Raw genomic sequence first — 13153 nt, 5'->3', positions numbered from 1 at the left:
ATTCAGCGCAATGAAGTACCTGCACATTCTATACTATTTTTAAGTTTAGCAATTGTAATTTTAACTATAGTAGCATTCTATACTTTCGCACTGTAATGGATTAATCTGCTGATTATTTGTACTATTTCACATGTTGTGTCAGAGAAAACGTTTTTTCCTTAAACCGTACGTTCATAAACGTAAAAACGGTAATCATACGGGTTCTGCTCATTGCGGATCCCTTGAACGCTGGAGATCTCTTTCCATTCTTCCCAGCACACTTCCGGAAACTTTGTCTCTCCTTCAAACTCCTCATAGATCCGGGTTACAAGCAGCTTATCCGCATACGGAAGCATCATCCGGTAGATTTCAGCTCCGCCGATAATCATAAGCTCATCGTCCTTACGTCCTTCAGCCAGCGCTTCCTCAAGCGTATGGATAACCTGTGCCCCCTCCGCCTGAAATCCGGCATCTCTCGTAATAACGATGCTCGTTCTGCCCTTGAGCGGCTTCCCGCCTAGCGATTCCCAGGTTTTGCGGCCCATAAGCATTCTTTTGCCCAGCGTCTGTTCTTTAAAATAGGCAAAATCCAGCGGCAGATGCCACGGCATATCGTTATCCTTACCAATTACACCGTTCTCCGCCATGGCCCAAATCATGCTGATACTCATATCTATGCCCTCCTTTACCAAGAATCCTCATGTCCCGGAAAGATTAAATAGCAACCGGTGCTTTGATCCCAGGGTGATAGACATACCCTTCAAACTCAAAATCATCAAATGTATAATCAAAAATGCTATCGGGCTTTCTGAGGATATTCAGCTTCGGCAGCGGATGCGGCTCTCTAGACAGCTGGGTGGCCACCTGCTCCAGATGATTTGTATAAATGTGCACATCGCCTCCGGACCAAATGAAGTCCCCCACCTCGTAACCTGTCTGCTGGGCGACCATATGGGTGAGCAGGGCATAGCTTGCAATATTAAAAGGCAGGCCGAGGAACGTATCCACAGAACGCATGGTCAGCATACAGCTCAGCTTGCCGTCAGCTACATAAAACTGAAACACAAAATGGCACGGCGGAAGCTTCATCTGCTCAATCTCTCCGACATTCCACGCGCTTACAATATGACGGCGGGAGTCCGGATTGTTCCTGATGGAATCAATGACCGCAGCGATCTGGTCAATATGCCGGCCGTCACTGCTCTCCCAGGCACGCCACTGTGAGCCGTATACCGGTCCCAGTTCACCATTCTCATCGGCCCATTCATCCCAGATCGAAACACCGTTTTCTTTAAGATAAGAGATATTGGTATCTCCCTTTAAAAACCACAGGAGTTCATGAACAACAGATTTCAGATGAATGCGCTTGGTTGTAACCAGCGGGAACCCTTCGGACAGATCAAAGCGAAGCTGACGCCCAAATACGGAAATTGTGCCGGTCCCTGTGCGGTCGCTTTTTGTCGTGCCATGATCAAGCACATCCTGAAGTAAATCCAAATATTTACGCAACAGTCTAACACCCCTCTCTCTTTTTCTTTAATCATTTTACCATGAGCTAACGGTCCTTGTAACTTGTTAACGCGCAGAAAATACAATCTTCCTGGTACAGTAGGGGTTTTCCTGGGATTGGATAAACATTATTTCCATGAATGAGGAGATCTGATCATCCACAATATAAACATCATATCTAAAACAGAACGATTATGTCTTTATTGGCATTAGGGGTCGGAGTTATTGGTTTTGGGGCGGTAAGACGGCGCAGATTACGGGGAAATGCCTGGCGTCAGATGATTCAGCCGGTTCGAAGAGTATTCTAAATACCATTTACACCAGCACAATTAAACAGCCGGGCAGCTGATCGGCCGGCTGTTTGTATTTTCAGGGTTGAATGCTTGTATATAGTGGAAAAGCAATCATTTAAGTAAAGAAGGTGATATCCAATGCCCCTCACTTGCATCAAAGGATATAGCATGTATTACGAAGATTGCGGTCAAGGAACACCGATTGTATTCATCCATCCTCCAGTATTGACAAGCTTGAATTTTCAATATCAGATGAAGAAATTGTCAGCGGATTTCCGAACAGTTTCTTTTGATATCCGGGGTCACGGCAGCAGCGAGCCTTCAAGAGAAGAGATTACTTATCCGTTAATTGTCAAGGATATCCGTCAGTTGATGGATCAGCTGAAGATCGAAAAAGCATTTTTATGCGGTTACTCCACTGGCGGCTCGGTTGTCCTCGATTTTCTCTTAAGCTGTCCCGAGCGTGCATTGGGCGGAATTGTGATTAGTGGGATGTCAGAAGTGAACGACAGTAAGTTAAGAAACAAAATTGCACGAGGACTCTTCTTGTCCCGTATCGGCGCGATCAGTGCCATTGCCCTTTCAATTTCGTGGAATCAAGCAAAAACAAAGCTGTCACTGATGCGGTCATTATTTACCGACGCGAAAAAAACAAACGCTAAAAACGCTGAACAGAATTATCATTACAGCCTGAATTATAACTGTACGGCTCAATTGGAAAAGATCCATCATCCCGTCTTGTTGGTTTACGGAGAAAAGGACACACCATTCCATCCATACGCCAAGCTGCTGCAAGAACGGCTCCCCAAGAGTGAGCTTGTTTTTATCCAAAAAGCCAAACACCAGATTCCCACAAAAGCAGCAGGTAAAGTGAACGATTTAATCAGGCAGTTCATTTATCGTTGTGAGTCTTCTTTGTTAAAAGGTTAAGCAAATATCCTTTTAAGTCAACAATTCGTAAATATTCGGGCTTCTGATCCGTTCCGCCGATGATCAAAGGAACAAGCGATTCCATTTTACGAATGGATCCATGACCGCCTCCGCCTTTATGTGTCGGCGAACTTCTGTCTGCTAATTCATATCCGGGTTTGGCCGTAACAACCAAAAATTCGCCCGGGTGCGAATCAAGCGCAGCCGATAATCGCTTCAGGACATCGGGATACTGATCGTATTCCAAGGAATGAGCAGAATCGTTCACCTTTAAATCCAGCACTTCCATGTCCTGTTCAACCGTCCATGTTTGTTTGTAAGAATCAATGAGATTGCCTTTAGCTTTGAACTTGATTTGCTTGGCCGTTGATCCTTGGATTGCGTAAACCCATTCCTTTTCTTTCCATGCAATAAAATCGATACGCGGGTCCTTTTTTAGTTCATTTGCATGATCTCTAAGGGAACGGTCTGCTTTTAAGGAATACACATAGGCCATAGTTTCATTAACGGCGAGGATGATTTCTGTCTCCTTAGTTACAGGTTCACCCGGACGTAAAACTTGGTCAGCACCAAACAAAGAAGGCAGGTCGATTACCGGATTTTGTTCAGCAGGCAGAATTGGAGTCATACCGCTGTCCCCTACGATGATAATAACCGCTTCCTGCAAAGCTTTTTCCGGAGAACCAAACGATTTCAGTAAAGAATCAAGCTGCTGATCCAGCTTTTTGACCCCATCTAAATCCGCGGGGCCTTTCTTGTGCAGCTTCTGATCCAAATCGGGCAAATAGACTAATAAAAAATCAGGCAATTTATCGTCTTGAATCAAATGCTTCACGGCTTCTATAGCAAAATCATTATTTAATCCCAGCCGGTTCGTCAGCCCATCGGGCAAACTTTTTATATCTTCAAACGGATTGGACAACGAACCCAGGGATAACAAATCCGGTCCTTTCACCTGAATTTCGTTCGGCAAAGAAGCAGGGCCTTGAATCCAGGCCGGAATCGATAGCTTATGGTCTGTCGTTCCCCGGTAAACCAGGCCGTTTATCGAACCCGATTTCAATCCTTGCCGAGCTAATTCTTCATAGATCGTGGGCAAATTTCTGTTCAAATGACTTCCGTTCAAATGAATCAGCGCATCGGTCAAAACCGGATGAATTCCATGTCCGAGCATTTCCATCGGTCCGGTCCCGTAATTGATTATTTTCTTGCTGTCCGCTGAGTACCAAGTCAGGCCCGGCACATGGTGAACATCCGGATATTTTCCTGTAAGCAGCGAACTGTCAATGGTGACGGACATCGTGGGGAAAGAACTGACCAGATCTTTATAATATTGACCGTGATCAGTCAGGAATTTAAGCGCAGGAAGCTCATGTTCTCTTATTCCTTTGTCGATTGACTGAGACATTAAAGAGTCTGCCACCAGTAATATGACTTTCTTCGGTTTAAGTTCACCAGCCGATTTAATCCGCATTAAATCCTGTTCTTTGGGTTTCGTGTTTTGGCATCCGATAATCAGGCTAACTATAAGCATCGCCGGCAAAATCCGATTCCACTTTTTTCGCACAACAGCTCACCTACTTTATATACATTTTCTTACGGATATCGCTTACTCCTTCTTCCCATTCAACACCTGTATAGCTTATACATAAATTGGATTTTTAATCATACTTGGATTTTTAGAAGGTCAGAGGAAGGGAGAAGCCTATCGGAGATGAATAATTAGGTAAAAAAAATCCCGCCATAAGTTACTGACGGGACAATCATTTCAGCTAGAAAGGCGAACAGGACAGTCATGATCCGGTATGGTTATGCTGTATTTCACCGCAATTCCCCCAACCTTTATTCACTGATCCTCAGTTCTGCTGTTTCCTTCGCTGCATCAAGCATAGCCCTTCCACCTATCGGAAAAGTGATCAGCGGCGAGGTATGTCCGAAATTCACGTCGGCGATGACCGGCAGCTGCTGCAGCTCCTTTTTACTCCTAATGATCGTACACAGTAATTCGGGCGTTATCCGCGATGCCCTTTGAAATCTGCCGATTACCAGTCCTTTAACCTGCTCAAAACCCGGCTGATGAATCAGGGATTGCAGATCCCTGTCAAAGGTCTCCGGACCCGATTCAAAGTCATCCTCCAGAAACAGGATCGCATCCCTAAGGCTCGGCATAAACTCCGTACCCTGCAGCAAATTCAGTGTACACAGATTGCCCCCGATAATAACGCCTTCCGCTTCTCCTGAGTGGATCGTATATGGGCCGGCGTTAGGCTCAAAGATACGATTGTCCTGATTCCGAAACCATTCATCGTCACTCCACTGGTCAGAAGGCCGCACAAGGATCTCCTCATCCTCCATCATCATTTGGATAAAGTGCTGGATCGTATACTCATTCCCGTACCGCATGGCTAATGTCGAAAAATGAGGACCTGAATACGTAATCAGTCCGGTTTGAGTGTATATCGCACTTCCTAGCGCTGTAATGTCGGAGTATCCGCAGAGACGTTTGGGATTGTCTGCAATCAGCCTGTAGTCGAGCTCCCGTAGCAGCTGGTTGCAGTTATGGCCTCCCAGAGTGGTCAGAATACCTTTGACATCAGGATCGCGGAAAGCCTCATGAATGTCCTCCACCCTGGAGCGGACAGAGGACGAGGAGAACTGATCCATTTCATAAGCGTGTGCTGCAAAAGAAACGGTGAACCCGAGTCCCTCCAGCAGCCCTTTGGATGCCTCAATTTGTTCAGGGGCTATGATCCCCAGACTATTGGATGGTGAGATGATGCGGATTTCGTCTCCGGCCTGCAGTTTAGCTGCTTTCATAGCTATTACTCCTTTCGCTTCTCAACGTATGTACTCGCTCCAATATTTCCTCAGTTATTTCATTTACGCTCGATGTGCCGTCGATGGAGCAATCGGAGGATGGCAGAACCACTCTAAGCATTTCGAGATAAGCCCTGCGTCCTCCTTCCTGATACCCTTTCATTTCACTTGCCAGATTTAGCAGAGCCGATTCCCTGTAATCTCTGAGCATTCTCCGGGCCATCGCCACATCCAGAGGCGTATCAATAAATATTGCGTAATCAATATGGCTTTTTAACTCGTTATGTACGTAGGCAAACGGATAATCCAGTAAAATAAATTCCGGGCATTCCGCTCCGCTAAACAGCCCCTTCAGGTCCTCCGCAGGCGGCTGCAGGTTCCACTTATTATAATCGGCCGCGCTCCACCTACTCTGAAAAACCATCCGGCCCTTCAAAGTCATAGTCATCAAAATACAGCGCTACAGCGTCTGTCAGACGCTCTCTCAACGCATTTGCGGCACTAGTCTTACCACCGCCCGAAACGGCCGCAACGGCAATTACACAGGGCTTAGAGGCTTCAGCTATAGCAGCGGCAGGCACTGAAAAAAGGGACTCCCTCAGCCATAACCATGACATTGGAAGTCCCTTCTATGATGTCTCGTAAGCAGACAGTAATTTATTATTTTACAACGTGGATCGGGTGGCCTTCTACCAGCTCAGCCGCTTCCATGACGATTTCGCCAAGGGTTGGATGCGCATGGATGGTCAGAGCGATATCTTCGAGCGTTGCACCCATTTCAATTGCCAGGCCCAGCTCGGCAATCAGGTTGGATGCTTCCAGACCAACGATTTGTGCGCCCAGTACGAGGTTGTTCTCACTGTTAGCCACAATCTTGATGAAGCCTTCCGGAGCATTCAGGGAAACTGCACGGCCGTTGCCCGCGAACGGGAACTTGCCAGCTTTTACCTTGTAGCCCTTGTCTTTTGCTTCTTTCTCGGTCAAGCCTACGCTGGAGCATTCAGGATCTGTGAACACAACGGCCGGAATGACTTTATAGTCAACCACGGATTTGTGGCCGGAGATCGCTTCAGCAGCAATTTTACCTTCGTAGGATGCTTTGTGTGCCAGTGCAAGACCAGGAACAATATCCCCGATAGCGTAGATGTTAGGGATGTTGGTACGGCCCTGGTGGTCAACTTTGATCAGGCCGCGTTCGTCAAGCTCAACGCCGATCAGATCAAGACCCAGCTCACCGTCAGTATTTGGACGGCGGCCTACAGTTACAAGCAGGTAATCTGCAGTAATTTCTTTGGTTTCGCCACCGACAGAGTACTTAACGGTTACTTCCTTATCGTTCTGAACAGCACTTTCCGCTTTAGCATTGGTTACGATCTCGATGCCTGTCTTCGCCATGTTCTTGGCAACCAGACGGGTCATATCTTTATCGAAGCCTGGCAGTACAGTATCCAGACCTTCAATGATCGTTACTTTTGTGCCGAATTTGGAGTACATCTGGCCAAGCTCAGCACCGATATAGCCGCCGCCGATTACGATCATGCTCTTAGGAATCTCTGGCAGATCCAGAGCTTCTGTAGAGGACAGGATGCGTCCGCCGAACGGGAAAGGCTTCAGTTCAATCGGACGGGAGCCAGTCGCGATGATGCAGTTATTGAATTTGTAACGCGGGGATTCATGGTCATTAAACAAACGGGCTTCGTTTGTGCTGATGAACATCGCTTCGCCGCTGAATACTTCAATCTTGTTACCCTTCATCAGGCTGGTTACGCCGGTTGTCATTCTCTTGACTACACCGTTTTTGAATTCCTGGGTTTTGGCCCAGTCTACCTTTACGTTCTCGGCAGTAACACCGAAAACATCGCCGTGCTGTGCAGCTTCATAGCTGTGTGCTGCAGAGATCAGCGCTTTGGAAGGAATACAGCCGCGGTTCAGGCAGACACCGCCTAGTTCCGATTTATCTACAATAAGGACTTTTTGGCCGAGCTGGGCGGCACGAATTGCCGCCACATACCCGCCGGGACCTGCACCAATAACCAATGTGTCGATTTCGATTGAAGCGTCTCCGACTACCATTTATTACACCTCCATAACTAACATATCAGGATTTGCAAGCAGGGTCTTAATGTAATTCATGAAGTTCTGTGCAGTCGCACCGTCAATGATGCGGTGGTCAAAGCTCAGGGACAGCGCCATTACCGGAGCTGCTACGATTCACCGTTCTTCACAACAGGCTTCTCAGTGATGCGGCCTGTACCCAGAATCGCAACTTCAGGGAAGTTGATGATCGGAGTAAAGAACATACCGCCGGCGGAGCCGATGTTGGAGATGGAGATCGTGCTGCCCTTCATTTCGTTAGCAGTCAGCTTGCCGTCGCGTCCGCGCACAGCCAGATCAGTGATCGCACTTGCGATCATCCAGATGCTCTTACGGTCAGCATCCTTGATTACCGGTACGATCAGACCGTTGTCTGTATCTGTAGCGATACCGATGTTGTAGTACTTTTTGTACACAATTTCGTTAGTGGTTTCGTCAATCATTGCGTTAAGCGCAGGGAACTGACGGGATGCTGCAACCAGAGCCTTAACGATGAATGGCAGGTAAGTAACCTTCACGCCCTTCTTCTCGGCAACAGGCTTCATACGGGTACGGAAAGCTACCAGCTCGGTAACATCCACTTCGTCCATGATGGTAACATGCGGCGCTGTGTAGGCCGATTTAACCATAGCATTGGAGATCGCTTTGCGGATACCCTTGAATGGTACGCGTTCTTCCTCCAGGCTCACATTGCCGGATGCTGCCGCAGCCGGTGCCGCTGCAGGTGCTTTGGCTTCAGCTGCCGGAGCTGCTGCAGGCGCGGATGCCGCCGCTGCAGGCGCTGCTGCTGCAGCCGGAGCTGCGGAGCCGCCCTTCAGGAAGGCTGCAACATCGTCATGAGTGATCTTGCCGTTCTTGCCGCTGCCGTTCACCTTCGCAAGATCAACACCTTGCTCACGTGCCGCTTTACGGACGCTTGGAGTAGCAAGAATATCACGGTTAGGTGCCGGAGCAGCAGCTTGTGCAGCTGCTGGTGCTGCTGCAGCTTCCTGTGCAGCCGGAGCTTCAGCGTGACCGCCTTCCTGCTGTGGAACTTCACCTTCTGCAGCGATAATCGCCACAACTTCGCCTACGCGGCATACCTGTCCGTCTTTAACACGAACTTCAGTTACAGTTCCGTTAACCGGGCAAGGTACTTCTACTACCGCCTTGTCGTTCTGTACTTCCATGATGATATCATCGTCGGTTACCTTGTCGCCGACTTTGATGTGCATCTTGATGATTTCACCTTCATGCAGGCCTTCGCCCAGCTCAGGGAAACGGTATTCGAAGTTTACAGCGCCTCCGGCTGAAGGAGCACTGGTTGCCGGGGAAGAAGTAGTGTCTGCTCCGCCTTTAGCTGCGTCTGCTTCCTGGGAAGCTACTTCTGCCGGATGGCCGCCTTCCTGTTCAGGAACATCGCCTTCTGCATCAATGATTGCTACAACTTCACCAACGCGGCATACCTGGCCGTCTTTGGTGAATACTTCAAGCACTGTGCCGTTAACCGGACAAGGAACCTCTACTACCGCCTTGTCGTTCTGTACTTCCATTACGATATCGTCATCGGTTACTTTATCGCCGGCTTTGATGTGCATTTTGATAATTTCGCCTTCATGCAAACCTTCGCCCAGCTCAGGGAACCGGTACTCAAATTTTGCCACCTTGATAACCTCCTAAAAGTTTTTTGCTTCATTTTGGATAGCGAAAGCATTTGCTCAATGTTTAAGTATAATGCAGAAAGTGGTGCCGCCCTCTGTGCAAGGACGGCAGATAAAATCTCTATTAGAATTCCAGAACTTTCTTAACAGCCGCCACTACGCGTGCTGGTGTAGGAATCCAGCTATCTTCGATTTGTGCGAACGGATAAATGGTATCCGGACCTGCCACACGAAGTACAGGCGCTTCAAGGTGCAGAATCGCTTTTTCGTTGATTTGAGCAATAACTTCGGCTGCAACACCGGAGCTCTTCTGTGCTTCTTGAACTACAATTGCACGGTTAGTCTTCTTCACGGAAGCTACAATGGTATCAATATCAATCGGGCTAACAGTACGCAGATCGATAATTTCAGCCTTGATGCCTTCCTTCTCCAGCTGGTCAGCCGCTTTGGTTGCAGTATGTACCATCAGACCGTAAGCAATGATGGTTACATCAGAACCTTCGCGTACAACATTAGCCTTGCCCAGCTCAACAGTGTATTCTCCTTCAGGCACTTCATCACGGAATGCATGATACAGGTTAAGGTGCTCCATGAAGAATACAGGGTCATTGTCGCGGATCGATGCGATCATCAGACCTTTGGCATCATAAGGGTTGGAAGGAATAACCACTTTGATCCCCGGGCTTTGAGCGATCAGACCCTCAAGGGAATCCGTGTGAAGCTCAGCTGCCTTAACGCCGCCGCCAAATGGAGTACGGAATACGATTGGTGCATTATATTTACCGCCGGAACGGTAGCGCAGGCGTGCAGCCTGGATAACGATCTGGTCAAGAGCTTCATAGATGAAGCCGATAAACTGGATTTCAGCGATTGGACGGAAGCCTTGTACCCCGAGGCCAAAAGCCAGACCGCCGATGGCAGATTCGGCAAGCGGTGTATCGAATACACGGTCTTCGCCAAATTCTTTCTGCAGTCCTTCAGTTACACGGAAAACGCCGCCTACATTACCAACGTCTTCTCCAAAAATCATAACATTAGGGTCGCGATTCAGTTCAACGCGCAGTGCGTCACGAATTGCTTCTTTCATATTCATTTGTGCCATTGCCTGATATCCCCCTTATTCAAAATCGGCTTTTTGCTCTTCCAGATGTTTCGGAGTTACCTCGAACATGCTGTCGATCAAGCCTGGAACGGTCATTTTTTCGGTTTGCTCTGCTTTTTTGATCTGCTCGTTTACAGTCGCTTTCGCTTCTTCTCTTACGCGAGCTGTATCTTCTTCGGTCCACAGGCCTTTCTTCTCCAAGTACTTGGCAAGACGGGCGATAGGATCCTTCTCGTTCCACTGGCCTTCTTCATCCTTGGAACGGTATTTGCTGGCGTCATCGGAGAGGGAGTGCGGACGGAAACGGTAAGTTACAGCTTCAATCAGCGTAGCACCTTCGCCTCTGCGTGCACGTTCTGCAGCTTCCTGAACTGCAGCGATTACAGCAAAGACATCCATGCCGTCTACTTTGATTCCCGGAATACCAACTGCTACTGCTTTATGGGCAATGGATTTGGAAGCCGTCTGCTTAGCGAACGGAGTCGTAATCGCATAACCGTTGTTTTGTACGAAGAAGATAACCGGCAGCTTGAAGCGTCCGGCAAAGTTCAGGCCTTCATAGAAGTCACCTTCGGAAGAACCGCCGTCACCTGTATAGGTGATTGCAACATTCTGCTGTTTCTTCAGTTTGAAGCCCATTGCAATCCCGGTAGCATGCAGAATCTGCGCGCCGATGATGATCTGCGGCATCAGAACATTAACGCCATCCGGAATCTGTCCGCCGTGCTGGTGACCGCGGGAATACAGGAAAGCCTGATATAATGGAAGTCCGTGCCATACCAGCTGAGGAATATCGCGGTAGCCCGGGCATACGAAATCTTCTTTCTGCAGTGCAAACTCACTGCCGATCATGGTTGCTTCCTGTCCGGATACCGGAGCATAGAAGCCGAGGCGGCCCTGACGGCCAAGATTAACTGCACGGTCATCCCAAGTGCGGGTAAAGACCATACGGTACATAATTTCTTTCAGCTGATCATCGGTAAGTGCAGGCATCTTCTCTTTGTTGATAACCTCTCCATCCGGAGAAAGCACCGAAAGGGCCTCCACGTCCTCTGTATAAACTTCATAAGGAACTCTAGTCATCATTTTCACCTCAATAAAAAAATTTGAACATCAGTGGTATCTGTTATAGAATTATTATACACCTGTTTTATCTGTTTCGTCAAAGAAATACGCATAAAATTTATGTTCTCATAAATTTTGTATGTATAACAGGATTTAGAATATCCTATAACAGATTTGTTTTTTTCAAGCTAGTAAATGATTTTTCACACATTTACCGCTTGGGTAATTTTAACGTAACCGCATGTGTAATGCAAAATTCGACAAGAAAGGCGACGATTCAGTCATGAGTGAACCTGTTTTTCTGAAACGAACAATCGTTAAGCAAACCCTTTGGAGTGAACAGCTGCAGGAGGAACGCAAGCTCCGCATTTATCTTCCCCCGGGCTACAACGAAGTACTCAGCTATCCCGTAATTTATTGTCAGGACGGCGAAGAATTTTTCAATTTCGGTCGGATCGCCACCCTTGCCGGACAGCTCATTATAGAAGAAGACATCGAGCCGTTCATTATTGTAGGCGTCGAGGTGAACGTGGCGGTCCGGACACAGGAGTATGCCCCCTTCGGCAGCCGCTTCAAGCAATACCTTGCCTGCTTTGCCGAAGAAATTATTCCCTTCATTGAACACAATTATCCGGTCCGCCGCACTCCCGATCAGCGGATTATCGCCGGAGACTCGCTGGGCGGCAGCGTCTCCCTGCATCTTGCCCTTGCCTATCCCGGCCTGTTCAGCCGTGTGTTAAGCCTGTCGGGAGCTTATTATCCCGAATCCCGCGACCTGATTGCCCGGGAGGATGACTTATCCTGGCTGAATATCAATATGGTGGTAGGCCTGCAGGAGACCGATTATCAGACAGATACCGGCGTATACGATTTCGTCCAGATGAACCGCGATACAAAGGCACTGCTTGAAGCCCGTGGAGCCACCGTCTCCTACCGCGAGAAGGACGGCAAGCATCTTTGGGGATTTTGGCAAAAAGAGCTCCCAGAATCATTACTCTATTTCTTAACCCCATGAAACAGCTTAAAATGACGAAACAGTGAACAATCAGTCAACTTATGTATAGATGCAGGCAGTTTGATTACGCTTTCAATCCGAGACGGGCACACGGTGCCCGTCCTCTTTTTTAGGACGGTTACCGGGCAGGCTAATTTTGAACACTAATTCTAACCTATTGCTTCTGCCTGTAGGCTGCTATAGCTTCTCCTGAATAATCTTGTCCAGCAGCACATCACAGCCCGCATCAATAAGGTCATAGACTTGTTCGAAATTGCCGGTGAAATAAGGATCAGGCACCTCGCGCAGCTCCTCGTCCGGAAGCAGATCCATGAAGAACAGCAGCTCCGCCTTATCCCCTCCGGGAAGCTTTCGGACATTCTCGCCGTTAGAGTTATCCATGCAGACTATGTACTGAAAGCTGTCAAAATCGCTGCTGCCCACCAGGCGTGCAGTCATATCGGCATAGCTGATCCCCTTTTGATCGAGAATGCGCCGGGTTCCCTCATGCGGCACTTTTCCAATATGCCAGTCTCCTGTTCCCGCTGAATCCACCATGATGGAATCCGTCAGGCGGCGCTTTGCAATTTTGCTGCGGAGAACCGCTTCCGCCATTGGCGAACGGCAAATATTGCCCAGGCATACGAATAATACGTTTACGATTTCTCTCACCTCCCGCAGCTCTGATTCTGTTCTGAAAATTGAAGGTTTTATTCTATAGTAGAAAAAA

The 13153-nt window shown here is 48.1% G+C and carries 12 protein-coding genes and 1 pseudogene; 2 read left to right on the top strand and 11 right to left on the bottom strand.

Features of this window, described 5'->3' with window-relative positions; translation table 11 throughout:
* Positions 1-158 precede the first annotated feature (158 nt).
* Both AWJ19_RS15655 and thyA read right to left on the bottom strand, forming a co-directional pair.
* On the bottom strand, positions 159-650 hold the full coding sequence (locus tag AWJ19_RS15655; RefSeq protein ID WP_068725049.1) for a dihydrofolate reductase: 492 nt from the start codon (positions 648-650) through the stop codon (positions 159-161).
* Between the two features lie 43 nt (positions 651-693).
* Positions 694-1488, bottom strand: a complete 795-nt coding sequence (gene thyA, locus AWJ19_RS15650; RefSeq protein WP_068725047.1) for a thymidylate synthase — start codon at positions 1486-1488, stop codon at positions 694-696.
* 431 nt (positions 1489-1919) lie between these two features.
* Here thyA and AWJ19_RS15645 point away from each other — a divergent pair, with 431 nt between their 5' ends.
* The gene (locus tag AWJ19_RS15645) at positions 1920-2711 is read left to right on the top strand and encodes an alpha/beta hydrolase (protein ID WP_068725045.1); all 792 of its coding nucleotides are present in this window, start codon (positions 1920-1922) and stop codon (positions 2709-2711) included.
* Here AWJ19_RS15645 and AWJ19_RS15640 read toward each other — a convergent pair.
* The 8 genes and pseudogenes from AWJ19_RS15640 to pdhA all read right to left on the bottom strand — a co-directional run bounded on the left by AWJ19_RS15640 (position 2674) and on the right by pdhA (position 11447).
* The gene (locus AWJ19_RS15640; protein WP_347231120.1) at positions 2674-4278 is read right to left on the bottom strand and encodes an alkaline phosphatase family protein; all 1605 of its coding nucleotides are present in this window, start codon (positions 4276-4278) and stop codon (positions 2674-2676) included. The two genes, AWJ19_RS15645 and AWJ19_RS15640, sit on opposite strands and share 38 nt — an antisense overlap.
* 275 nt (positions 4279-4553) lie before the next feature.
* Entirely contained in the window at positions 4554-5528 is a 975-nt protein-coding gene (locus AWJ19_RS15635) for a S66 peptidase family protein (RefSeq protein WP_068725043.1), read from the bottom strand.
* Positions 5515-5952 carry a hypothetical protein gene (locus AWJ19_RS15630; RefSeq protein ID WP_082707916.1) on the bottom strand — a complete coding sequence of 146 codons (438 nt, stop codon included), beginning with the start codon at positions 5950-5952 and terminating at the stop codon, positions 5515-5517. Before AWJ19_RS15630 ends, AWJ19_RS15635 begins: the two co-directional genes overlap by 14 nt.
* Complete coding sequence (locus AWJ19_RS34130) at positions 5936-6145, bottom strand: hypothetical protein (RefSeq protein WP_082707915.1); 210 nt, start codon at positions 6143-6145, stop codon at positions 5936-5938. Before AWJ19_RS34130 ends, AWJ19_RS15630 begins: the two co-directional genes overlap by 17 nt.
* A 43-nt stretch (positions 6146-6188) precedes the next feature.
* Positions 6189-7601, bottom strand: a complete 1413-nt coding sequence (gene lpdA, locus AWJ19_RS15625; protein WP_068725041.1) for a dihydrolipoyl dehydrogenase — start codon at positions 7599-7601, stop codon at positions 6189-6191.
* Positions 7602-7604: 3 nt separating this feature from the next.
* A pseudogene (locus tag AWJ19_RS15620) lies at positions 7605-9265 on the bottom strand (2-oxo acid dehydrogenase subunit E2).
* Positions 9266-9386: 121 nt separating this feature from the next.
* The gene (locus AWJ19_RS15615; protein WP_068725039.1) at positions 9387-10364 is read right to left on the bottom strand and encodes an alpha-ketoacid dehydrogenase subunit beta; all 978 of its coding nucleotides are present in this window, start codon (positions 10362-10364) and stop codon (positions 9387-9389) included.
* 15 nt (positions 10365-10379) lie between these two features.
* The gene (gene pdhA, locus AWJ19_RS15610) at positions 10380-11447 is read right to left on the bottom strand and encodes a pyruvate dehydrogenase (acetyl-transferring) E1 component subunit alpha (protein ID WP_068725037.1); all 1068 of its coding nucleotides are present in this window, start codon (positions 11445-11447) and stop codon (positions 10380-10382) included.
* A gap of 265 nt (positions 11448-11712) precedes the next feature.
* On the opposite strand from pdhA, the gene AWJ19_RS15605 reads away from it, so the two are divergent.
* A complete protein-coding gene (locus tag AWJ19_RS15605) occupies positions 11713-12444 on the top strand; it encodes an alpha/beta hydrolase-fold protein (protein ID WP_068725035.1) in 732 nt (243 codons plus the stop codon).
* Between the two features lie 177 nt (positions 12445-12621).
* Here AWJ19_RS15605 and AWJ19_RS15600 read toward each other — a convergent pair whose 3' ends face one another.
* Positions 12622-13086 (bottom strand): low molecular weight protein-tyrosine-phosphatase, encoded by a 465-nt coding sequence (locus tag AWJ19_RS15600; protein ID WP_068725292.1) that lies wholly within the window; start codon positions 13084-13086, stop codon positions 12622-12624.
* Positions 13087-13153: the final 67 nt, after the last annotated feature.

It is taken from the genome of Paenibacillus sp. DMB5 (assembly GCF_001517085.1).
Taxonomy (GTDB): Bacteria; Bacillota; Bacilli; order Paenibacillales; family Paenibacillaceae; genus Paenibacillus_AQ.
Note: the sequence above shows the minus strand (reverse complement) of the source record. Positions and strands in the feature narration are given on the sequence as shown.